Genomic DNA, 22,558 nt, shown 5'->3' with positions numbered 1-22,558 from the left:
ACGATCAAAGCGGTTCCTGCTGGGTAATGCAATGGATGCCGCCGCCACCGATGGCAATGGCATCGATCCTGACCTCGCGCACGCGTCGATCGGGAAACAGTGAACGGAACATCTGCCGCACAACCGTGTCGGACTCGATGCCGTAACACGGCATGATCACCCCGCCGTTGACGAGGTAGGAATTGACATAGGAACGGCAAAACTTCGGATGGTCCGACGGCGCATCAACCGCTTCCGGAATGGTGACGATTCGGATCGGCCGCCCCTTCGCATCGGTCTGGCCCTGCATCGCCTCCAGGTTCAGGCGGATGTAGTGGTTCCATTCGTCATCCTTCTTGCTACCCCCCTCGCCAGGGCTTTCCATCAAAACGACGCCGGGCGCGACGAAAACGGCGATGCCGTCCACGTGGCCATCGGTCTCGTCCTCGATCGGATTGCCGGGCAGCCAGATCACCTTTTTGCCGCCGAGCATGTCGAGAAGCTCGCGCTCGATGTCGTCGCGACTCCAGCCGGGATTGCGGTTGCCGTTCGGGAAGCAGGTTTCGGTGGTGATGATCGTGCCCTCGCCGTCGACGCTGACACCGCCGCCCTCGGCGATCAGATTAGAAACGAAGCCAGCGACGCCCGCCTTCTCCAGCACTACGCCTGAAAAGGCGGCATCGCCGTTGAACGGATGGTACTTGCCGCCCCAGGCGTTGAACTTGAAGCGCGCGCCGGCACGCCGGCCGTCGGCTGCGGTCAGGAAGCAGGGGCCGGCATCGCGCGCCCAGCTGTCGTCGATATCGGCTTCGACCAGATCGATCGACGGATCGAGGATGGCGCGGGCTTCGGCCATGTCCTCGGGCCGCGCAGCCATCGTCACTGGCTCGAACTCGCGGATCGCGTGGGCGACGGCCGCGTAGTCGCGGCGGGTCGCGGCGATATCGTCCCAGACTTCGTGGCGGCAGGGCCACATCATCCAGGTACGGCGATGCGGCTCCCATTCGGCCGGCATGCGAAACCCGGCTTCGCGAGGTGTCTGGTTTTTCATGGTCTCATATCCTTCCCGTCCGGTCCTGTCGCCCGCGATTACGCAGGCGGCCAGCAACCTCGGCTTCACATTGTTGTTTGTTTGAGAAAAGGCCTTCAGCCGATCGTCGTCTGGCCATCGAGAGTGCGTATGGCGCCATAGAGATCCGGCCGGCGATCGCGGTAGATCCCCCAACTGCGCCGGAAGGTGCGAACCGCGTTGAGGTCGAAGCGCGCCGTCAGATAGGTTTCATCGGTGCGGCTGGCCTCGGCAACGATCGCGCCCGTGTGGTCGGCGATGAAGGACGTGCCATAAAACAGCGCCTCGTTGCCGCCGGCCACTTCAGTGCCCACCCGGTTGGAGGCGATCACCGGCACCATGTTGGCGGCCGCATGACCCTGCATCGTGCGGCGCCAATGGCCGGAGCTGTCGATCTCGGCCTTCTGTTCGCTGCCGATCGCCGTCGGGAAGAACAGAAGCTCTGCCCCCTGCAGGGCGAGCGCTCGGGCGGTTTCGGGAAACCACTGGTCCCAGCAGATGCCGCAGCCGATCCGCGCATATTTCGTGTCCACCGCCCGAAAACCGGTATCGCCGGGGCTGAAATAGAACTTCTCCTCATAGCCCGGCGCCTGCGGGATGTGGGACTTGCGGTAGTTCCAGACGATCTCGCCATCGGCATCGATGATCGCGAGCGAATTGTACTGTGCCGGTCCCGCCTTCTCGTAGTAGGAGATCGGCAGAACCACGCCGAGCTCCTTCGCGATCGCTCGGAAATGCCTGATTGCCCGGTCCTCGCCGAGGCTGGCGGCCAGATCGAGGTGGTCGATCGTCTGCTCCAGGCAGAAGTAGGGCGTCTGGAACAGCTCCTGCAGAAGGATGATCCGGGCGCCATCCTCATGGGCAAGCCGCACCAGCTCCTCGGCCTTTTCGATGTTCTCGTCGATGTTCCAGCTGCAGGCCATCTGCGTCGCTGCGACGGTGACTTCGCTCATGTCTTGCTCCTCAAGCGCGGGATGCCATGAAAGCGGCGATCGATTCCGAAAGCGCGGAAACGATCGTGTCGCATTCGGCCTCGGTGACGATCAAGGGTGGCGATACGATGAGCCGGTTGCCGACCGGGCGGACGATGACGCCGCGGGCAACGCATCCCTGGAAGATCGATTCACTCGCCTTCTCATGAGCCGGCAGGGGCTCTCTCGTCGCTTTGTCCGCGACGAGATCGATGCCAAGCATCAGGCCGGCGCCGCGCACGTCGCCGACGATGTCGTGGGCGAGAAGAGCCTTTGCCCGGCTCTGCAGGTGCGCGCCGGTACGGGCGGCGTGCGGCAACAGCCGTTCCCGCTCCATGATGTCAATGTTCGTGAGTGCTGCGGCACAGGCGACCGGATGACCGAAATAGGTTAGCCCCATGGAGAACACGCCGCCTTCGCACTGCGGACGGCTGATGACGTCGTAGATCTCGTCGGAAATTAGCGTTGCGCCGAGCGGGATGTAGCCCGACGTGATGCCCTTGGCCGACACCAGGATGTCCGGCTGGGTGTTGTAGATCGCGTCCGACGCGAACCACTCGCCGAGACGGCCGAAGCCGGTCACGACTTCATCGGCGATGTAGAGGATATCGTTGCGGCGGCAGACCGCCTGCATGCGGCGGTGATAGCCCTTCGGCGCGACCAGTACGCCACCGGCACCCATGATCGGCTCGGCGATGAAGGCGGCGACATTCTGAGGGCCGAGTTGCTCGATGCGCATCTCGAATTCGCGCACCAGCAGGTCGCAATAGGCCTCCTCGGTCATACCATCAGGACGGGCGTAACAATCGGCGGCGGAGACGTGGTGGATGAAGTCCTCACCGACCTGGGCAAAACCGTATTTGGTGCCGTGGATACCCGTCAGCGCCGCCGCCACATAGGTTGCGCCGTGGTAACCGTTGTTGCGCGAGATGATCTTGCGCTTGCCCGGCTTGCCGCGCATGGCGAAATAGTAGTGCACGATACGGATAGCCGCATCGTTCGCCGTCGAGCCGCCGCAGGTGTAGTAGACGTGGTTGAGGTTGCCGGGCGCAAGCTCCGCGAGCCGTGCGCCGAGCTCGGCTGCCGGCACGTTGCCCGACGCGCCGAAGGGATTGTAGTAGTCCATATCCATGACCTGAGCGGAGATGGCGTCCGCCATCTCGCGGCGACCGTGGCCGATGTTGACGCACCAGAGACCGGCGATACCGTCGAGCAGCCGCCGTCCGGTATTGTCGACGACGTAGGCACCCTCGGCCTTCTCGATGATCTGGCTGCCGGTTGCGGCGAAGGTCGAGAAATCGGTATAGGGGTGCAGCACGTGATCCCGGTCCTTCTCGAAGGCCGAACGGCTGTTCGGCCGGTCGGAGCCGACGGCTGCAACGGATTGAACGATAGTCATTTTCTTCTCCAGAATGGCATGAGGCATGGTTTGCGCAGGGTCAGCGCAGAAGCTTGGTCCAGACGCGGTCGTAAAGTTTGGTGACGGCGGGTGTGCAGGCGGTCAGGAATTCCGGCGCCGGCGCGCTCTCGGGCGGGCTCAGTTCCGGGGCGCCTGCGAGCGCCTTGTCGACAAAGGCTTCGGAGCCCTTGATGCCGTTGGCATAGCGGGCGTAGTTGGTGATCATGGCCGCGTTTTCCGGATCCATGACGAAGTTGATCCAGAGCTTGGCGTTCTCGAGGTCCGGCGCGCCCTTCGGAACGGCGACATTGTCCATCCAGCCGGTGTAGCCTTCCTTCGGGTAGATGTACTCGATCGACGGTCTCTCGTCGCGAGCACGCATGGCGTAGCCGTTCCAGCTCATGGAAACGGCAGCCTCGCCCGAAACCAGCAGTTCCTTGGTCTCGGAGTTGTAGCTCTTGACGAATTGTTTCTGCGTCGAAAGCAGGTCGAGCACCGCTTTCAGGTCCTCGGGATTGTCGTTGCAGCGTGGCTTGCCGAGGTAGCGCAGCGCCATGTTGATGACGTCGTTGACGTCGCGCAGCATGTTAATCTTGCCCTTCACCGCGTCATCCGGCTCGAACAGGATCTTCAGCGACGTGTCGTCGCCCTTGACGATATCGCGATCGACGGCAAGACCGGTCGAACCCCAGGCCCAGGGTGCCGAATAGAGGCGCCCCTTGTCCCAGAAGACGTCCCGCCACATCTCGTCGACATGCTGGTAGTTCGGCATCGCCGCAACGTTGATCGGCTCGAGCAGCTTCTCGCCGATCAGGATCGTCATCGTATCGTGGCCGGGCACGATGATGTCGTAGCCGCCTGCGCCCGACTTCAGCTTGGCGAGCATGGTCTCCATCGAATCGTAGGTGTCGATATGCACCTTGACCCCATAGGTCTTCTCGAATTTCTCCACCATTTCGGGCGGCGTGTATTCGCCCCAGGTGTAGATGAAGAGGTCACCAGCGGCGAAGGCGGGTGCGCTCACGGTCGAGGCAAGCAGGGCAGTCAAAACGGCAGCTTTTTTCATCTGATGTTCCCTTTCTCTTTTTCTGATTTTCGAATGTGTTCGCGGGCGTCAGTGCTTGCGACCCGCCTGCCCCAACAGCCCCGAAATCAGCACCAGCACGGTCGAGGCGGCGAGCATCAGCGTCGAGATCGCGTTGACCTCGGGCGTCATGCCGAGCCGGAGCATGCCGTAGATGTGCAGCGGCAGGGTCGTGGCGCCGGGACCGGCGACGAGTGCGGTGATGATGAAATCGTCGAGCGAGATGATGAAGGCGAGTAGCCAGCCAGAGACGAGGCCTGGCAGCAGCAACGGCAGGGTGATGCGCAGGAACGCCTTGGCCGGGGAGGCGTAAAGGTCGGCCGCCGCCGAAGGCAGCGTCGCGTCCATGCTTTCGAGCCGTGCCTTGATCGGCAGATAGGCAAAGGGGATGCAGAAGACGATATGGGCGATCAGGATGGTCGCGAAGCCGAGGCTGATGCCGACGGCGACAAAAAAGACCAGCGAGGCGACAGCGGTGACGATTTCCGGCACCATCAGCGGAAAGGTGAGCACGACATAGGCCCCCTCGCCGCCGCCCTTCTTGCCGTTGACGGTCGCGATAGCGGCCCCGAGCGCAAAGACCGTAGCGACGGTCGCCGCGATGACGGCAATCACCACCGAATTGATGGCCGCCGTCTGGATGTTCTGGTTGGCAAAGACGGTCTGGTACCAGCGGAACGAAAAGCCGGCCCAGCGGGTGACCGAGCGGCCATCGTTGAAGGAGTAGATCGCAAGGACGACGATCGGCGCATAGAGGAAGACGACGCAGCCGACGGAGAGAAGGCCGAAGCCTGGAAAGACGCGCAGGTCGCGCAAGCGGGCGGTGGACATGGCGGGCCTTTCTTAGTTCGATTGCTGCTGCTGCGCGGCGCGGCGCGCAAGCCAGAGAAGGACGATGAGGGTGATGGTGAGCAGGATCATCGACAGAGCCGCACCGAACGGCCAGTTGCGCGCCGCCTGGAACTGCGTGCCGATGAGGTTGCCGATCATCAGCGTCTTGCCGCCACCGAGAATGTCGGGCGCCAGGTAGGAACCGACGGAGGGGATGAAGACGAGCAGGCTGCCCGCAATCAGGCCCGGCCGCATGACCGGCAGCACGATTCGGAAGAAGGCGACCTTTCGGCTGGCGTAGAGATCGTAAGCCGCCTCCAGGAGCCGGAAGTCGAAACGCTCGAAGGCCGAGTAAAGCGGCAGCACCATGAAAGGCAGAAACGAGTAGATCAGGCCAAGCGAGATGGCGAAGCCGTTGTAGCTCAGTGCCAGGGGCTGACCGATCACGCCAACGTCGATCAACGCGCTGTTGATCGGACCGTCGTCCCGCAGCACAAAGAGCAGCGCAATGGTGCGGATCAGCAGGTTCACCCAGTAAGGAATGGTGATCAGGAACAGCCAGATGTTCTTTACCCGATCGGAGCGGGTCGCGATGTAGTAGGCGGTCGGGACGCTGATGACGAGGCAGAGAAGCGTCGCGACGGTCGCCTGCGTGAGCGAGCGGGCCACGATGATCAAATAGTCGGGTGTGAACGTCAGGCTGTCGTCGAGGAAATCACGCTCGAACAGGATTTGCTCGTAGGCCGCCGTCGAAAACGTCCACTCGACGCCACCATAGGCACCTGGCACGAGGAAGGAATAGGTGAGCATGATCGCAATCGGCGCGACCATGAACGCCAGGATGATGCCGAGCGACGGCCAGAGCAGACCGGCATGGGCGAGCCCCGGCGGGATGCGCGAGGAAAGAGCGAGAGGCCGGGCGCTCATGACAGGAGCACCTTGATGGAACCCGGCTCGAACCCGAGGCTGACGACGTCGCCGGGGGCGAAGTCCTGCCGACCGCGCAGGCCGCCACGCGGAGACCGGGCCGTCAGGGCATGGCTGCCGGCGCGCAGATGATACTCAACCGCATTGCCGAGATAGGTGCGATCAGCGACCGTTGCCTGCGGCCCCTCACCATACACCGCGCCAAGAACCAGCCGTTCGGGGCGGATCGAGAGCCAGACCTCCTGCCCTTCCTGGAGGCGCTCCGCGATCGGTGCATGGACCTCACCAAAGCCCTCGATATCGAGCGCCGCCTCGCCTCCCGTGATACCTGCGACCTTTGCCGCGATCAGGTTCGATTCACCGATGAAGTCCGCAACGAAGCGGCTTTGCGGTTGTTCGTAGATATCCTCGGGCGAACCGACCTGCTGCAGGCGTCCGTTGCTGATGACGGCGACGCGGTCGCTCATCGCCAGCGCCTCTTCCTGGTCGTGGGTAACGAAGATGAAGGTGATACCGGTTTCGCGCTGGAGCGACTTCAGTTCCAGCCGCATTTTCTGCCGAAGCTTCAGGTCGAGGGCCGAGAGCGGCTCATCGAGCAGCAGAAGTTTCGGTTGCGGTGCGAGCGCTCGGGCAAGGGCAACACGCTGACGCTGGCCACCGGACATCGTGTCGGGGCGGCGATCCGCGTATGCGGTCATATGGACCAGATCGAGCATGCGCTCGACGGTACGCTCGACCTCAGCGCGGGGCTTGCCGAGCATCTCAAGGCCGAAGGCAATGTTGCGGCGGACCGTCATGTGCGGAAACAGGGCATATTGCTGGAAAACGGTGTTCACCGGGCGCGCTTCCGGCGGCAGGCGGCTGACGTCCTCGCCGAAGATGCGGCACGTGCCCGACGTCAGCATTTCGAAACCACCGAGGATGCGCAGCAAGGTCGTCTTGCCGCAGCCGGACGGACCGAGCAGCGTGAAGAACTCATTGGCGCGGATAGAAAGATTGACGTCTTTCAGCGCTTCGTGGGCATGGGGCGTGCCGGCGTTGTAGGTCTTGCGGAGGTCACGAACCTCGGCGGCGACGCTGCTTGGATGCTGCACCGGAACGGAGCCAGCCATCGGCACGATGTTGCTTTCGGCCCGCGTCCTCGGATCGGGGTGTTTGACGGCGCGCTGCATGTTTTTCCTCCACTTGGGCCGACGGGAGCGACACACCGCTCGGCATGGAGGAACTATGCGTGGCACCGCCCGGGGGCGTTAGTCCCCCAGAGGGGGTACCTCCGACGACGCGGTTTCCGGACGTTCGGAAACGTGAAAAGGCGGCCCTTGAGCCGCCCTAGGAAACCGGGGTCTGCAGGCGTCGTCTGCCCGCGTCGGTGATATTCAAACCTTTGATTTGACTATACGATCAGCTCCGTCTGCACCTTATGCCTCGGACTTCCGCAGCAGAATGACCACGGTCGTCGCGAGGATCATGATCACCGAGATGGCGGCGACGGTCGGGTCGAGGTCCAGCCGCAGATTGTCCCATATGCGTTTCGGCAGCGTGATGACATTGACGCCGCTGACGAAGAGGGTGACAGAGCTCTCCTCCCACGACATGACGAGGCTGACGAACCAGGCGGCAAACAGCCCGAAGCGGATGTTCGGCAGGATAACCCGGAAGATCGATTGAAGCTGGGACGCCCCGAGGTTTCGTGCGGCAAGCTCGAGGTTCCGGTCCAGCCGACTGAGTGCTCCGAGGATGGCGATCACCGAGAACGGCACGATCATCACCACATGGGAGAGAACCAACCCGGCAATCGTGTCGAGCAATCCGATCTGCGCCAGCAGGAAGTAGAGCGCAACGGCCGACGTTACCGGCGGAACGATGATCGGCAGGAGAACGAGGCCGATCAGGAAGCGCCCGCTTGCCGGTCGGCGCAGCCAGATGCCGATGCCGAAGGCGGCCGCAAGCGCGGTTGCAATGACGCTCGAAAGCAGTGCGACGAGCGTGCTTGTGCCGATGCTTGCAAGCCAGGTGTCGGGATCGAAGATCGCCAGATAATGCCTCAGCGAATACTCCCCATCGGGCATCGACAGGAAGCGCTTGGCGGTGAAGGAAAAGGGAATGACGGCGACGAGCGGCAACAGGAGGAAGAGCCCGGCTGCACCGGCAAGAAAACCGCCAAGACGTGATTTGCCAAACATATCTGCCCTACCGCGACATGAGTTGTTCGATGCGCATGACACGCTGCGACAGCCAGAGGATTGCAAAGACGACGACGAGCAGCACGACGCCGAGGGCGGCACCCAGCCCCCAATTGGCCGTCTGGAACATCTGGACGAACACCGATTCCGCCGTCAGCACCACCCGCCCGCCGCCGAGGATCATCGGGGTCACGAAGAAGCCGAGCGAGAAGATGAAGGTCATCGCCAGCGTCGAAAATACACCGGGCATCGACATCGGCAGGTAGATCCGCCAGAAGACGCCGAGCGGTCGGCAACCAAGTCCAAGCGCTGCCAAGAGCACCCGCCTGTCGATCTTGCGCATGACGGAGGCGATCGGAAGGACCGCGAAGGGCACCATGAAATGCACCATGCCCGTGATGACCGACCAGACGTTGCGGCCCGTTGAAAGCCCACCAAGACCGAATGCACCTGCAACGTCACTCGCAAGCCCGTTGTTGCGCAGGATCACCACCCAGCCGAAGGCCCGCACCAGCACCGAGATCCAGAACGGGATGAAGATGCAGATTTCGACCAGTCGGCTGCGCCGCGCGCTGCCCATGACCCAATAGTAGGCGAGCAGATAGGCGATCGGGATGGTGATCGCGGTGCTCACCAGGCACACCCAGAAGGTCCGCAAGAAAATCGCCTGGAAGTCCGCGCCGGTGAAGATGCGGACATAGTTTTCGAAGCCGAACTCGGGCCGGGTGACGCTCCAGAGCGTCACGCCTGCAAAGGGCAGCACATAGGCAAGCGTCAGGATCACCGGCAATGCCCAAAGCATCGCCAGCGATCCGGTTGCGGCGAAGCGCCTGACAGGGATCGACTGCGTCCGCATCATGATGCCGTCATCGCCAGGTACTTCTCGAGCGCCTGGTCGCCTCGGGCAGAATACCAGTCCATGTCCATCAGCACCTGCTGCGACATGTTCTCAGCCGAGCTGCAGTCGAGCCGCTTAAGCTCCGCCGGCACGAGATCGTGGGCCAGCGGATTGGTCGGCCCGCAGCCGAGCGTTCGCAACAGATCGACCTGGCGCGCCGGATCCTGGCAATAGCGGATGAAGTCCATGGCCCGGCTCGCGCCAGCTGGGTTGCCCTTGATCACCGCCCAGCCCGATGGCGCAAGCACGCCCTGCGCATAGGTCCAGCTGACGGCGCCGCCGGTGTCCTTTTCCACGAGATTGGCGCGGGTGTGCCACATCAGCGCCATCGAGGCCTCGCCGTCGCGCATCAGTTGCTGGCTCTCGGCACCGGAATCCCAGAAGCTGACGATATGCGGCTTGATCTCGTTGAGCTTGCGGATCGCGCGTTCCTCGTCGAGCGGATAAAGCTGATCCATCGGCACGCCGTCGGCAAGAAGTGCTGCCTCCATGCAACCCGACATCCACTTGTAGAGCGACCGCTTGCCGGGGAATTTCTCGACGTTCCAGAAATCCGCCCAGGACTTCGGCGGGTTGTCGCCGAACTGCTTGGCGTCATAGGCGATGACGTAGCTCAGGAAGTAGTTGGCGACGCTGTACTCGTAGGCAAAGCCCGCCTGCACCTTCTCGCGGTCGACCACCTTGTAGTCGATAGGCTCGATCATGCCGGCTTCGCCGAGCGACTTGGTCGCGCCCGGGTCGGCGTCGCAGACATCCCAGGAGACAGCACCGCTTTCGAACTGCGCTTTCATCGCGCCCTTGGTCGGTCCGGAGCCGTCAATTTTCACCGCGATGCCCTGCTGTTCGGCGTAGCTTCCCGTCAGCGCCGCCTCGAAGGCGCCGACAGCGTCCCCTCCCCAGTTGGTGACGACCAGCTGGCCATCGGCGGCCCGCGCCGATCGGCCGCCGAGATGCGGCGCAGCACCGAGCAAGACGAGACCGGTCAGAAACGTCCGTCGGTCGATGCGCCCCGCAAGGTGGCCATCCTTCAGAAGCTCGAGGCATTCCGTCTTCAGATCGTTATTCATCGCATTTCCCCTTGTTGTTGTTTGGTTCCCATGCATTTGAAGCGCCGTCAGCCGGCCATCACTCGCCCGTCCAGATGGCCCCAGCGGACCCAGAGCTGTTCGCCGCGCGCCGGCGGAATGCCCAGCGCATCGCGTGCGGTCGTCAGCGTCAGGCTCGTGCCCTCGGGGGCGCTGCCTTTGATGATGGTCGTTCCGCCCTGGAAAATGACGCCATCGACGGTCATCGGCAAAAGGTTGAAGTCGGTCTTCGGCCGGTCGCGACAAAGGGTGAGTTTTTCCGGGCGGATCGCCAGCACGGCCGGCGCACCCGCCAGCTGCTCGGCGTCGGGCAGCACCGCCCGCACGCCGAATTCGCCGACATGGGCATGAAGCTCGCCAGCGACCGCCCGTTGCCGAGAAACCGGCAACGTGTTCATGGTGCCGAGAAATTCGGCAACGAAACGGGTGTTGGGTTCATCGTAGAGCACGTTCGGCCGGTCGAGCTGGACGATACGGCCACGATCAAAGATCGCGATCCGATCGGACATGGCCATCGCTTCCATCTGGTCGTGGGTAACGAACAGGAAGGTCGTGCCGGTCTTGCGGTGGATGCCGACCAGTTCATCCTGCAACTGCTCGCGAAGGTTCTTGTCCAGCGCCGAGAGCGGTTCGTCCAGAAGCAGAAGCTCGGGCTCGAACACCAGCGCACGGGCGAGTGCAACGCGCTGCTGTTGGCCGCCAGACAAAGCCGAAGGACGCTTGTGCTCATGTCCCCTGAGGCCGACGAGATCGACCATGCGGGTAACCCGCTGTTCCACTTCGGCCCGCGCCACCTTCCGAACGCGGAGCGAAAAGGCGATATTCTCCGCCACGGTCAGATGCGGGAACAGAGCATAGCCCTGGAACACCATGCCGAAGTTGCGCTTGTCGGCCGGCGTTGTGCTGATGTCCTCGCCGTTTCTCAGGATCGCGCCTGACGACAGCGGCTCGAAGCCGGCGATCGCGTTCAGGAGCGTCGACTTTCCCGATCCGGACGGGCCGAGAAAGGTGAGGAACTCACCTTTCTCAATGTCGAGCGAGACGTTTCTCAGAGCCTCGAAGCTCCCGAAGGACTTGCAGGCTTTGATAATGGAAATATGGGCTGGCATGGCTGCCTCCGATCAATCGACGCTGTCGCGGATTAGCGGACTCGTCGAGCAATGGATACCGCCACCATTGAGCTGAACCTTGTCGTAGTCGATCTCAAGCACGGTGACGTTGTTGCGCTCCAACGCCTCGCGGGTCCGGTCCGAAAGCCCACGCGGCATGACCACCCGGCCGCGCGCGATGGCGAGACCGTTGACAATCCAGGGATTGTCGTCCTCGTTCATTTCGATCGTGCGGATGCCGAGTTCGCGGAGTTTTTCGAGGAAGACGAAGGGGAGACCGCGCGGCCAGATCAGCGCGAGATCGACGTCGATCATCAGGAAATGCCCGTCGATGTGGATGTCGTAGCCGCAGAGGTCGACGACCAGCAGTTCGACGCCCTGATAGCGCAGAACCTCGGCGATTTGGCTGATGCCGTCGTCGTTGATGCGGATGCCGCGGCCAATGACGGCGGTGCGGCTGTTGAGCCAGGCAAAGCTGCCGCCCTCAGCCATCGCCGTTCCGTGCAGGGTGCGAAGCACCGGCATGCCGTGTTTTGCGAGCGTCCGCGTCACCGGCAGTTCTTCGCCGTGGCGCATGCGCGGCGCCAGCCGCGGCACGATCGCGCCGCCTTTGACGGCAATGCAGGAGTCACGGGTATAGACGGACTTGAAACGGCCGCGATCGACGCCCTCGACATAAACGACCTCGACGCCCTCCGCGCGCAGCAGATCGGCAAGACCGTCATGTTGGGCCTGCAGTTCTTCGAGCGTCGGGATGCTGTCGCTCTGCCAATACCAGCCGGCCTCAAGATCGCCATAGGTGCCGATTTCCTCGATGCGCTTGGTGCGATCGATGACGGAAAATTCGTCTCCGGGACGGTGCATCAGCACAGTGCGCAGCGTGCCGACATCATTGTCGCAGCCCCAGTTGCGTCCCCAGAGGCGAGAGAGCCGCTCCGGTGCTTCGAAAGCCGGCTCGGGAACGGAGCCGAAATACTTGATCGTCGCGGAATAGAGATCTTTCTTCTTGGGCGGTGCGGCGTTCACGTCAGGTCCCCTTGCTGCAGGCCGGCGGCTGTTGTCGGCTCGGCTTCTTGTTTCGATAGAGAAGATGCTAACGTATCGTTTTCCTCCTTCATAACGAATTGATTTCCGCTCATACTTGAGGTTTCCTCAACAACGAGGCCGGATCGGGGAGAACCACGTGACGAGATTGCCGCCGCTAAACGCACTGCGCGCCTTCGAGGCGAGCGCCCGCAACAAGAGCCTGACGAGGGCCGCCAATGAGCTTCATGTGACGCCCGGCGCGGTCAGCAAGCAATTCCGACAACTGGAAGAGCATTTCGGCTTCGCGCTGGCGACGAAGTCGCGCGACAGCTTCGTCCTGACCTCACAGGGACAGGAGCTCTTCTCCAAACTCACGCAATCCTTCGAAACGCTCAACGACGCGGTGCTCGGGCTCCAGCGGAACCCGATCGCCGGGCGCCTCGCCGTGCGCTGCATGCCGGCCTTTGCGACCCGGTGGCTCGTGCCGCGGCTCGGCAAGTTCTACGAGCGCTACGAGCGCGTCGAGCTGCAGATCCTCTCCATGCCGGAATGGGGCGAGCCCTTTCCCGACGGCCAGGCGGATCTTGCCATCATGTTCGGTGATCCCGCCGTCGCCAAGGGGGAGACGACGCCGCTCAAGCAGATGGAGTTCTTTCCGGTCTGCAGCCCGATCCTTCTCAACCGAGATGGCGACATCAAACGCACCAAAGACCTGACCCGCCACGTCCTTCTCGACGGAGTCGGGTCCACGCACTGGAACGACTGGTTCCGTCACCACGACCAGGAGATACCCGATACCGTTCGCCGATTGAGTTTTGAGGATTTCAACCAGAACCTGGCGGCGGCACGCTGCGGAATTGGCATTGCGATGGGAGACAACATCACGGCTGGCGAAGAGCTCGCACAAGGGGCGCTCGTTCGCCCGCTCAAAGGTTTCATAAAATCGGCGACGAAAGGCTACTACGTCATCACGCAAAAGAACCGGGACCATTCCCCGCTCGCGAAGGTGTTCATCGACTGGGTGGTCACCGAGGCCCAGGCCACGATAGAATTTGCCTAGAGGCACGGAGCAACTGCGAAATTGCGCCAAATAAGGGTACCCGTCGGCTCGTCGTCGGATCAAGCACTCGGACGATTGAGCAACGGTGCAAACTGGCGCCATGGTGCTCCCGCATATTTCAGGAGAAAACGACATGCATGAATTCGCAATTCTTGTGACCATCCTGGGCGTCTTTCTCCTTGGAGCCATGAGCCCTGGCCCAAGCTTTATCGTGGTGTCGCGCATTGCGATCGCCCGGTCACGCGCCGACGGAATGATGGCGGCAGTTGGCATGGGAATTGGCGGCTTTCTGTTCGCCTGCATTGCGGTCGCCGGCCTCACAGCGATCCTCCTTCAAGTGGAATGGCTCAACATGCTGCTGAGGCTCGCCGGTGGCGCGTACCTTGTCTGGATCGGCATCGGCATCTGGCGTGCTGCACCCCAGACGATAGCGATCGCCGATACGCCCGCCGATCAACCAAGCACGCTGTGGAGATCTCTGCTGCGAGGCCTTTTCGTGCAGATCTCCAATCCGAAGACGGCCATCTTCTACGCCTCCATGTTCGCTGCGCTGTTGCCTTCTCCGACGCCCACCTGGATGCTGCTGGCGCTGCCGCCACTGCTCTTCATCAACGAGTTCGTGTGGTATGCGATCGTCGCCCTCGGCTTTTCTTCACGCGCACCGCGGGTCGTCTATCTGCGCTCGAAGACCTGGATTGACCGTGCCGCTGGCGCTGTCGTGGGCGCGCTGGGCATAAAGCTGATGGCCGACAGCGTTAAAACTATCGGCTAATGCAACGATCGGCAGTCCTGCCCACGCTTCAGGGCCGCAGGCATCGGCATCTCCGCCGTCGACCGCGTCATGAATGTGTGGCGATGGTGTGCGCGAGCACACCTTTCCGTTCGCGATTTTCACCGCCCCCTATATCTGAGCGATACCGGTGCGCCGTGCGCGCACCGCATGTCCTTGAGCGAACTGCCCAATCGATAGACGGTGGGTTATCCAAAGTTTGTGTTGACCGTATTCGACGGCGCGGCGACACTTACGACCGGGAGCGAGGAGGAGGACGAATGATGGCCGAGCCAGACCACTGGCGCCACATGGCAAGCGCACCGAAAAACGGCAGTCGGATCCTCGTCACGATCCGCCCATCCGAACAGGGCACGGCAGAAGTTGACCTCGCCTATTGGTCGAATGGCGATCAGTTCGGTCGAGAAGGCTGGCGCGCCTCCGATTCCTCGCCCGGCCGCATCATCGAATACGCCGAGCCGGAACTGAAGTGCTGGATGCCGATGCCCTCGGCCAACATCAATCTGACCTCGATGCCCTTGCCCTGGGAAGGCGATGACGAGCATGAACTGGACGGGTCGGGGATTTAACAAGGCGACGAGCAAGCTGCAGACCGGCCCGCTATCCGGGTCCAGCAAGTCCGGATGCCCTCGTCGGCCGACCAGGGAATGATCTGTGCCCCCCAAGCGGGGAGAGAGTGCATTGCGTCTTCTCCCGCCATCCGCGCATGCCCTTGAATGGTCATCAGTGTTCAGGCAGTCCCGCCTTGCGCAGCCCCTCGGCCATTTGGTCTTGCCACCGCGGGATGTTTTGAAACCAGGGAAGCGCTCGATATCGGTCGATCGTAAAACCTGGCTCGGCCGCCAATAGCTTCCCGGCAGCCCATCGGGCAGTTTCCAAGTCTCCGCTCATCGCTGACCAGGCAGCGAGATGACGGTAGGACCATGTCACGTCGGGATAGGTGTTGACGACCTCGTGGGCTATCGCAAGCGCCTGTGAAAGATGCCCTTCCATAGCCAAGGAAAAGGCCATCCCCAATTTCATGTTGAATGCGAGCGGGTCTCTTGGACTTAAGGTCATCGCCCGCTGGAAACGTTCCGTCGCGTAAGCCGCCTCGTCCTTGTAGATCGCGAGCCACCCCAGGCGCGCCCATGCCCAGGCATTGTTTGGATCAAGCGCAAGCGCCTTTTCGATAAAGGTGGTCGCGCGCTCCAGGTCGCCGCAGATGCTCGTGGCCGCACCGGCAGCAGTCAGGGCGGTCGGATCGTCGCTGATCGAGCCTACAGCCTCAACAGCGGCGCGCGCCTTTTCCAACTCTTGTTCCGGCTGTTCGGTCCACAGGTACGAGGCGTTCGCGGCGTGGCACCACGCCAGAAGTGCATGCGCGCGGCCATAGCCCGGATCGACAGCGATCGCTTGTCGAAGCAGTTCGATCGCTTGGTTGTTGGTATCCTTGCGGCGGCCCCAGAGGTTCGGGTAGGCGCGCATGACGAAGTCATAGGCCCTGAGACTGGTCGGCGGCCTCCGCCTGGCCAGTTCGATCTCGGCATCGCGGATCGCCGGGTGAATGGCGCCTGCCACCTGCGCCGCGATCCGATCCTGGAACTCGAACATATCTTCGATTGCACCCTCGTAGCGGTCGGACCAGAACTGGGTCCTTGTCTCCGCATCGACCAATTGCACCGAAATGCGCAGTCGGTCACCGCCTCGGCGAACAGTGCCCTCGACCACATAGTTGACGCCGAGTTCCCTGCCGACCTCACGCACGTCGACGAAGCGCCCCTTGTAGGTGAACGCGGACTGTCGCGCGATGACGAAGAAATTCCGGACGCACGAGAGTGCTGCGGTGATCTCCTCTACAACGCCGTCGACGAAGTATTCGTCGCCCCGCCCGCTAAGGTTGTCGAATGGCATGACGACGATCGATGGCTGGTCCTTGCCACGACGGGCGGCAAATGGTGGCGCGAGCGCAGTGCCGCCTTCGACAGGCGTCTCTTGCTGCCAATCGACCTGAAAGACGAAAATTGGCCGCGGGATGTTCTTCAAGGTGCGCTCGCCAAGGCTGGTCAGCGGGAACGCCACTTTCCCATCGAGGTGCTCGCGAACCGATGCGGAAATGCAGATGCCCGACGGAGCGGCGATCTCCTGTACGCGTGCTGCGATATTGACGCCGTCGCCGAGCAGATCTTCTCCCGCCACAACCACGTCACCGAGGTTGATGCCGATGCGGAACTCCAGGCGGCGATCGGTCGGGCGGTCATTTGAGGCACTAAAAAGACGACGCTGGATTTCGACCGAGCACCGTACGGCCTGGACAGCGCTTGGAAACTCGGCGACAAAGCCGTCACCGGCAGTATTGAAGATACGGCCGCCATGCTCCTTCACAGCTTCGGCAATCCTGTTGCGGCACACATTGAGTGCCGCGAGCGTACCTTCCTCGTCCAGCGCCGCAAGGCGACTGAAGCCGGCAACATCGGCTGAAAGGATGGCTGCGAGCTTTCGATCCACAGCGATGACCGCTCCTGCGACCCACGAAACCGTTGGGCCTAATATGCGCGCATATTCCCACAATCACCGATGCTTGTCGCCAGCCAGAACGGAGGAAAGGCCGCAGCTCACCCGTGATGCATCGCCACACGGTGAACAGACGCGTGGCGATGCAGATTTCGGTTACCGTTGCGCGACCGGACGCACCAGCGGCGTCACGCGTCGGATGGTCACGCGGCGGTTTTCTTCCTCAGGTTCCTCCGTACGGACTTTCAGGAAGCGCTCCCCATAGCCCTGCGTGACGAGGTTTTCCGCCGGGATGCCATAGACCTCGGTCAGGAGGACTGCCACGGACTCCGCACGTTCATCGGAGAGGACCAGGTTCGAGCGGTCAGAGCCGACAGCGTCCGTATGCCCCTCGATGAAGAAGGTTTCACCGGGATCCTTGTCCAGAACCTTCTGCATTGCGTCAGCAACCGTTCGCAGTGTTTTTGCCTGCGACATCGAGACTTCGGCACTCCCTGTCGCGAAGTGGATCGTGTCGAGATCGATGCGCCGGACCTTGTCACGGAGGCGGGCTGAGTTGCGGACTTCATCGATCGTGTAGACCCGCTCGACGCGTTCGACTGGCGGCTCGGACAGGAATTCGTAGTAGTCCCGATCCGGATCCTCCGAGTAATCGACAATGTAGTCGTCGACCGGGATCGTCAGACGCATCGGCGGCAGTTCGTAGCCGACATCGACGATCGCCGGACGCCGATCCTCCTGATACTCCGGCGCATACATCAGCACATATTCGTTTCCGTCGCCGTCGACCCGCGAGCGCTGCAAGATGTCGCCGTAACGGTCGTAAACAGTGACGATGCGGTAGCCGCCAGGACGGACGATCGTTTCGCGAACGCGGCCGCGCGGAAGCTCGTCGTAGTAGGCCTCCTGCGCATCATGGCGCAGACGCGGACGATCATCGCCACGCACGAAGATCTGATCGCCGACGCCAAGGACAACGCGATCGTCGAGCCTCTCGACCACCTGCACCTCGGTCACGTCATGGTTGGTGGTATTGTTGACCGTCGTGTTGTTGATCACCGTGTTATTGACGACCGTGTTGTTGATGATGTTGGTCGTCTCAGGAACCGCGAAGACCGGCGCCGCTTCGATGCGTCGTCCTTCTTCCTTGATCGCAGCCTCGATCCTCTGCGGCACAGCCTGGCGCACCTCTGCCGGAATCTCAGCCTGAGCTGCGGCATCGTCTGCCGGCGGCGCTAGGTTCTGATCCTGGCTGCGCAGCGCCTCGCGCTGCTTGCGCCGAGCCTCGCGCGCCGGGTTGCCCCCGGAATTGTCGGCGTCCTTGTCGCTGTCGAGCACCGCCGCGCCATTCTCGACCGGAAGCACCACGGTTTCGTCGGTCGCCGCCGGGTCCTCGGCGATCTTGCGCTTCTCTTCCTTCGTGCGCTTGTCGACGACGATCGGAGCGGGCTTGGCCTGCAGCTCCTCACCCTGGCGCTGCTCGGCCGTTGCGGGTTGTTCGCTCCCCGGAACCGGCAGCAACTCATCCTCGCCGGCCTGTTGGTCGGCTGTGGTTTCGCCTTGCGGTGCAGCACGCTGTTCGAGGGCCTTCTGCTCCTCGGGTTGCCGCCCTTCAGCCTGCTGCTTGCGCTTCCTGGGGACCGGTACCGGCTGCTCCTCGGCCTGCTGAGGAGTGCCTTCCTCTGCGGCCGGCTGCTGCTCCTCAATCTGCTGTTTGTGCTTCTTGCGCACAGGAGCTTGTTGCTCGTCAGCCTGCTGCGGAGCTCCTTCGTCAACGCCAGGCTGCTGCTCCTCAGTCTGCTGCTTGTGCTTCTTGCGCACGGGCGCCTGTTGCTCGTCAGCCTGCTGCGAAGCTCCTTCATCGACGCCAGGTTGCTGCTCCTCAGTCTGCTGCTGGCGCTTCTTGCGCACGGGCGCCTGTTGCTCGTCAGCCTGCTGCGGTGCGCCTTCATCGACGCCAAACTGCTGCTCCTCAGCCTGCTGCTTGCGCTTCTTGCGCACCGGCGGCTGTTGCTCATCAGCTTGCTGCGGAGTGATTTCCTCGACGCCAGGCTGCTGCACCTCAACCTGCTGCTTGCGCTTCTTGCGCACCGGCGCTTGTTGCTCTTCGGCCTGCTGCGGTGCGTTTTCCTCGGAGCCCGTTTGCTGCTCTTCGGCCCGCTGTTTGCGGTTCTTGCGAACCGGCTCTTCGGCCTGGCGCTGCGGCTCCTCGGCTTGCGGTTGCTGCCGTTCTGCCTGTCCTTCCTCCGCCGCACGCTGCTTCTTGTGCTTCTTGAGCGGCAGCAAGTCCTCGGGCGACTGCTGGTCTGTCCCTTCCTGCGCTACCTGGAACGGCGTCAAGCTCTCAGCCAGCACCGGCTGTATTGCGAATGATACGGCGAAAACAGGCAAAGTCACCGTTGCGAAAAGTTTGGATCGAATAGACATGGTCTTCCTTCTTCTTGCTGAGAGGTCCCCGCGCCAGCTGCGCTTATTGCCCTCATCAAAGCCGGTCGAGCGACACGCCGGTTCGCGCGCTCCAAGGGGCCATGCCCGGCGGCCCCGACTTTTTTGTGTCGACCGAAGGCTACTCCCAACGCCACAGCGCCCGATCGGTTCCCGTTCAAGGCCGATCCCGAACCTGCTGGTGGCAGATCGCGTTGTCATTCGTGCTGATCTGAAGGGCGAACTGGGCGGCCGCAGGCGGGGAGCGTGAACGTCGCCTGACCGACTGGCAGCGAGGGAGACGGGCCGGAGGACCAATTCTACGCCACCTGGCAGGACCAGCCGCTGCTAACGGGCTCGTCCTATACGCTGTCCGACGAGGCATGGCAGCGGCTAAGCTATGCCGAGAACCTCTATTATCGGGTCGGAACGACGACAAGCGAGACCGGATGGGAGAATTACATGGTCTCCACGGACGGCTCAGATTGGCAGAATGCACCTTCCATTCGGATCGAGGTTGGGCGCTCGCTTGCGCGCAGGGACGGTAGTTCGAAGAGAGCGGTGGCGTACTGACGGCGCGACCGCGGGCGGGCGCTGGTATGGACGATCTCGGCGTCGCGGTTTCTGGCGCTGTGGCCCTTGAACGTCAAAAAGCCCGCGGACGTTTTTGTCTGGCGGGCTTTTTGTTTGATTTGGTTGCGGGGGCAGGATTTGAACCTGCGGCCTTCAGGTTATGAGCCTGACGAGCTACCGGGCTGCTCCACCCCGCGTTATCCGGGTTTTGCCGGAAGCAAAATCCCGTTTGATCCGGTCCGGGTTTTGCGAAGCAAAATCCCGTTGTTTGTCTTGGTCTAGCAAAACAAAAGGGCCGCTTGAGGGCGGCCCGTGTTCGGCTGGGCCGAGGGATGAAGAGAAGATGATCGTTTGATTTCCGGATTTTTCTTGCGATTTGCAGACCTGGCAGCGACCTACTCTCCCGCGTCTTAAGACGAAGTACCATCGGCGCTGGGGCGTTTCACGGCCGTGTTCGGAATGGGAACGGGTGCAGCCACCCCGCCAGAACCACCAGGTCGGCAAAGCGCAAGATTTGCGCTAGCGAAGCGCAAACCGGATTGAGAAGCTGGTTGAAGTCTGCGTAAACCGCCTGCGGTTTATCGCTTTCACTTCATTTGTTTTGAACACGTCGCTCATCCGGACGAATGCTTTGCATTCGCCTTGTGATGAACACAAGCAATGGGAACGATCAAGCCAATCGAACGATTAGTACTGGTAAGCTTCATGCGTTGCCGCACTTCCACACCCAGCCTATCAACGTGGTCGTCTTCCACGGTTCTCAAGGGAATACTCGTTTTCAGGTTGGTTTCCCGCTTAGATGCCTTCAGCGGTTATCCATTCCATATATAGCTACCCTGCTATGCCCTTGGCAGGACAACAGGTCCACCAGAGATATGTCCATCCCGGTCCTCTCGTACTAGGGACAGATCCTGTCAATATTCCTACACCCACGGCAGATAGGGACCGAACTGTCTCACGACGTTCTGAACCCAGCTCACGTACCGCTTTAATTGGCGAACAGCCAAACCCTTGGGACCTGCTCCAGCCCCAGGATGCGATGAGCCGACATCGAGGTGCCAAACAACCCCGTCGATATGGACTCTTGGGGGTCATCAGCCTGTTATCCCCGGCGTACCTTTTATCCGTTGAGCGATGGCCCTTCCACGCGGGACCACCGGATCACTATGACCGACTTTCGTCTCTGCTCGACTTGTCAGTCTCGCAGTCAGGCGGGCTTATGCCATTGCACTCGACGACCGATTTCCGACCGGTCTGAGCCCACCATCGCGCGCCTCCGTTACTCTTTCGGAGGCGACCGCCCCAGTCAAACTACCCACCATACACTGTCCCGGATCCGGATGACGGACCGCGGTTAGACATCCATGACGATAAGGGTGGTATTTCAAGGATGGCTCCACAAGAACTGGCGTCCCTGCTTCAAAGCCTACCACCTATCCTACACATGCCGACACGAATGCCAGTGTAAAGCTATAGTAAAGGTGCACGGGGTCTTTCCGTCTGACCGCAGGAACCCCGCATCTTCACGGGGAATTCAATTTCACTGAGTCTATGCTGGAGACAGCGGGGAAGTCGTTACGCCATTCGTGCAGGTCGGAACTTACCCGACAAGGAATTTCGCTACCTTAGGACCGTTATAGTTACGGCCGCCGTTTACTGGGGCTTCGATTCAGAGCTTGCACCCCTCCTCTTAACCTTCCAGCACCGGGCAGGCGTCAGACCCTATACGTCGTCTTGCGACTTCGCAGAGCCCTGTGTTTTTGATAAACAGTCGCTACCCCCTGGTCTGTGCCACCCCAAAAGACTTGCGTCCATTGGGGTCACGCTTCTTCCGAAGTTACGCGTGCAATTTGCCGAGTTCCTTCAGCATAGTTCTCTCAAGCGCCTTGGTATACTCTACCTGACCACCTGTGTCGGTTTCGGGTACGGTCTATAATGGTGGAGCTATTTCCTGGAACCGCGTCCCCGCCCGGACAATCCAATAAGTCCGAACAAGTTAAGCGATCCGTCACTACCACCAGGCCCACGAATATTAACGTGGTTCCCATCGACTACGCGTGTCCGCCTCGTCTTAGGGGCCGGCTAACCCTGCTCAGATTAACTTTAAGCAGGAACCCTTGGTCTTTCGGCGAGAGGGTCTCTCACCCTCTTTATCGTTACTCATGTCAACATTCGCACTTCCGATACCTCCAGGACCCCTCACGGGTATCCCTTCACAGGCTTACGGAACGCTCCGCTACCACACGTCTTGCGACGTATCCTCAGCTTCGGTGCATGGCTTTAGCCCCGTTACATTTTCGGCGCAAAGACCCTTATTTAGACCAGTGAGCTGTTACGCTTTCTTTAAATGATGGCTGCTTCTAAGCCAACATCCTGGTTGTTTTGGGATCCTCACATCCTTTCCCACTTAGCCATGACTTGGGGACCTTAGCTGGAGGTCAGGGTTGTTGCCCTTTTCACGACGGACGTTAGCACCCGCCGTGTGTCTGCCGACTAGTACTCCTCGGTATTCGGAGTTTGGTTAGGATCAGTAAGACGGTGAGTCCCCATAGCCCATCCAGTGCTCTACCCCCGAGGGTATTCGGTCGACGCTCTACCTAAATAGATTTCGCGGAGAACCAGCTATTTCCGAGTTTGATTGGCCTTTCACCCCTAAC

18 protein-coding genes, 1 tRNA gene and 2 rRNA genes (1 of these 21 only partly in view) are annotated in these 22,558 nt (G+C 61.6%); 4 read left to right on the top strand and 17 right to left on the bottom strand.

Features of this window, described 5'->3' with window-relative positions; genetic code table 11:
• Positions 1–4: 4 nt before the first annotated feature.
• From PWG15_RS22735 to PWG15_RS22680, 12 genes are all read right to left on the bottom strand, one after another.
• On the bottom strand, positions 5–1,030 hold the full coding sequence (locus PWG15_RS22735) for an agmatine deiminase family protein (RefSeq protein WP_275026270.1): 1,026 nt from the start codon (positions 1,028–1,030) through the stop codon (positions 5–7).
• 95 nt (positions 1,031–1,125) lie between these two features.
• Positions 1,126–2,001: an N-carbamoylputrescine amidase gene (aguB, locus tag PWG15_RS22730; protein WP_275026269.1), complete on the bottom strand. Its 876-nt coding sequence runs from the start codon at positions 1,999–2,001 to the stop codon at positions 1,126–1,128.
• Between the two features lie 10 nt (positions 2,002–2,011).
• Entirely contained in the window at positions 2,012–3,418 is a 1,407-nt protein-coding gene (locus PWG15_RS22725; RefSeq protein WP_275026267.1) for an aminotransferase, read from the bottom strand.
• A 40-nt stretch (positions 3,419–3,458) separates the two neighbouring features.
• Entirely contained in the window at positions 3,459–4,484 is a 1,026-nt protein-coding gene (locus PWG15_RS22720; RefSeq protein WP_275026265.1) for an extracellular solute-binding protein, read from the bottom strand.
• 48 nt (positions 4,485–4,532) lie between these two features.
• The gene (locus tag PWG15_RS22715) at positions 4,533–5,333 is read right to left on the bottom strand and encodes an ABC transporter permease (protein ID WP_275026263.1); all 801 of its coding nucleotides are present in this window, start codon (positions 5,331–5,333) and stop codon (positions 4,533–4,535) included.
• A 12-nt stretch (positions 5,334–5,345) separates the two neighbouring features.
• Entirely contained in the window at positions 5,346–6,260 is a 915-nt protein-coding gene (locus tag PWG15_RS22710; protein WP_275026261.1) for an ABC transporter permease, read from the bottom strand.
• Positions 6,257–7,372 carry an ABC transporter ATP-binding protein gene (locus PWG15_RS22705; RefSeq protein WP_425536826.1) on the bottom strand — a complete coding sequence of 372 codons (1,116 nt, stop codon included), beginning with the start codon at positions 7,370–7,372 and terminating at the stop codon, positions 6,257–6,259. Before PWG15_RS22705 ends, PWG15_RS22710 begins: the two co-directional genes overlap by 4 nt.
• A gap of 306 nt (positions 7,373–7,678) precedes the next feature.
• Entirely contained in the window at positions 7,679–8,443 is a 765-nt protein-coding gene (locus PWG15_RS22700) for an ABC transporter permease (protein ID WP_275026259.1), read from the bottom strand.
• Between the two features lie 7 nt (positions 8,444–8,450).
• The gene (locus PWG15_RS22695) at positions 8,451–9,302 is read right to left on the bottom strand and encodes an ABC transporter permease (RefSeq protein ID WP_275026258.1); all 852 of its coding nucleotides are present in this window, start codon (positions 9,300–9,302) and stop codon (positions 8,451–8,453) included.
• Entirely contained in the window at positions 9,299–10,408 is a 1,110-nt protein-coding gene (locus tag PWG15_RS22690; RefSeq protein ID WP_275026257.1) for an ABC transporter substrate-binding protein, read from the bottom strand. The genes PWG15_RS22695 and PWG15_RS22690 overlap by 4 nt, the downstream gene beginning before the upstream one ends.
• Before the next feature lie 47 nt (positions 10,409–10,455).
• The gene (locus PWG15_RS22685; RefSeq protein ID WP_275026255.1) at positions 10,456–11,535 is read right to left on the bottom strand and encodes an ABC transporter ATP-binding protein; all 1,080 of its coding nucleotides are present in this window, start codon (positions 11,533–11,535) and stop codon (positions 10,456–10,458) included.
• A 12-nt stretch (positions 11,536–11,547) separates the two neighbouring features.
• Entirely contained in the window at positions 11,548–12,561 is a 1,014-nt protein-coding gene (locus tag PWG15_RS22680; protein WP_275026254.1) for a dimethylarginine dimethylaminohydrolase family protein, read from the bottom strand.
• Between the two features lie 157 nt (positions 12,562–12,718).
• Between PWG15_RS22680 and PWG15_RS22675 the strand changes: the two genes are divergently transcribed.
• The 3 genes from PWG15_RS22675 to PWG15_RS22665 all read left to right on the top strand — a co-directional run bounded on the left by PWG15_RS22675 (position 12,719) and on the right by PWG15_RS22665 (position 14,980).
• On the top strand, positions 12,719–13,621 hold the full coding sequence (locus tag PWG15_RS22675; protein WP_275026253.1) for a LysR substrate-binding domain-containing protein: 903 nt from the start codon (positions 12,719–12,721) through the stop codon (positions 13,619–13,621).
• Positions 13,622–13,754: 133 nt separating this feature from the next.
• Entirely contained in the window at positions 13,755–14,393 is a 639-nt protein-coding gene (locus PWG15_RS22670; RefSeq protein ID WP_275027164.1) for a LysE family translocator, read from the top strand.
• A 281-nt stretch (positions 14,394–14,674) separates the two neighbouring features.
• Entirely contained in the window at positions 14,675–14,980 is a 306-nt protein-coding gene (locus tag PWG15_RS22665) for a hypothetical protein (protein WP_275026252.1), read from the top strand.
• A 154-nt stretch (positions 14,981–15,134) separates the two neighbouring features.
• Here the strand turns inward: PWG15_RS22665 and PWG15_RS22660 are convergent, their stop codons facing one another.
• Both PWG15_RS22660 and PWG15_RS22655 read right to left on the bottom strand, forming a co-directional pair.
• Complete coding sequence (locus PWG15_RS22660) at positions 15,135–16,898, bottom strand: adenylate/guanylate cyclase domain-containing protein (protein WP_275026251.1); 1,764 nt, start codon at positions 16,896–16,898, stop codon at positions 15,135–15,137.
• Positions 16,899–17,060: 162 nt separating this feature from the next.
• On the bottom strand, positions 17,061–18,635 hold the full coding sequence (locus tag PWG15_RS22655; protein ID WP_275026250.1) for an OmpA family protein: 1,575 nt from the start codon (positions 18,633–18,635) through the stop codon (positions 17,061–17,063).
• A 9-nt stretch (positions 18,636–18,644) separates the two neighbouring features.
• Here PWG15_RS22655 and PWG15_RS22650 point away from each other — a divergent pair, with 9 nt between their 5' ends.
• Positions 18,645–19,277, top strand: a complete 633-nt coding sequence (locus PWG15_RS22650; protein WP_275026249.1) for a hypothetical protein — start codon at positions 18,645–18,647, stop codon at positions 19,275–19,277.
• A gap of 744 nt (positions 19,278–20,021) precedes the next feature.
• On the opposite strand, the gene PWG15_RS22645 is transcribed toward PWG15_RS22650, so the two are convergent.
• From PWG15_RS22645 to PWG15_RS22635, 3 genes are all read right to left on the bottom strand, one after another.
• Positions 20,022–20,098 (bottom strand) — tRNA-Met (locus PWG15_RS22645).
• Between the two features lie 185 nt (positions 20,099–20,283).
• A 5S ribosomal RNA gene (gene rrf / locus PWG15_RS22640) occupies positions 20,284–20,398 on the bottom strand.
• 169 nt (positions 20,399–20,567) lie between these two features.
• A 23S ribosomal RNA gene (locus tag PWG15_RS22635) occupies positions 20,568–22,558 on the bottom strand; it runs 806 nt beyond the window's last position.

Source organism: Ensifer adhaerens, from assembly GCF_028993555.1.
Lineage (GTDB): Bacteria > Pseudomonadota > Alphaproteobacteria > Rhizobiales > Rhizobiaceae > Ensifer > Ensifer adhaerens_I.
Note: the sequence above shows the minus strand (reverse complement) of the source record. Positions and strands in the feature narration are given on the sequence as shown.

Coding starts and splice junctions, on each gene's coding strand:
- PWG15_RS22735 (WP_275026270.1), bottom strand. CDS start 1,030: ATGAAAAACCAGACACCTCGCGAAGCCGGGTTTCGCATGCCGGCCGAA.
- aguB (WP_275026269.1), bottom strand. CDS start 2,001: ATGAGCGAAGTCACCGTCGCAGCGACGCAGATGGCCTGCAGCTGGAAC.
- PWG15_RS22725 (WP_275026267.1), bottom strand. CDS start 3,418: ATGACTATCGTTCAATCCGTTGCAGCCGTCGGCTCCGACCGGCCGAAC.
- PWG15_RS22720 (WP_275026265.1), bottom strand. CDS start 4,484: ATGAAAAAAGCTGCCGTTTTGACTGCCCTGCTTGCCTCGACCGTGAGC.
- PWG15_RS22715 (WP_275026263.1), bottom strand. CDS start 5,333: ATGTCCACCGCCCGCTTGCGCGACCTGCGCGTCTTTCCAGGCTTCGGC.
- PWG15_RS22710 (WP_275026261.1), bottom strand. CDS start 6,260: ATGAGCGCCCGGCCTCTCGCTCTTTCCTCGCGCATCCCGCCGGGGCTC.
- PWG15_RS22705 (WP_425536826.1), bottom strand. CDS start 7,372: ATGGCTGGCTCCGTTCCGGTGCAGCATCCAAGCAGCGTCGCCGCCGAG.
- PWG15_RS22700 (WP_275026259.1), bottom strand. CDS start 8,443: ATGTTTGGCAAATCACGTCTTGGCGGTTTTCTTGCCGGTGCAGCCGGG.
- PWG15_RS22695 (WP_275026258.1), bottom strand. CDS start 9,302: ATGATGCGGACGCAGTCGATCCCTGTCAGGCGCTTCGCCGCAACCGGA.
- PWG15_RS22690 (WP_275026257.1), bottom strand. CDS start 10,408: ATGAATAACGATCTGAAGACGGAATGCCTCGAGCTTCTGAAGGATGGC.
- PWG15_RS22685 (WP_275026255.1), bottom strand. CDS start 11,535: ATGCCAGCCCATATTTCCATTATCAAAGCCTGCAAGTCCTTCGGGAGC.
- PWG15_RS22670 (WP_275027164.1), top strand. CDS start 13,755: ATGCATGAATTCGCAATTCTTGTGACCATCCTGGGCGTCTTTCTCCTT.
- PWG15_RS22665 (WP_275026252.1), top strand. CDS start 14,675: ATGGCCGAGCCAGACCACTGGCGCCACATGGCAAGCGCACCGAAAAAC.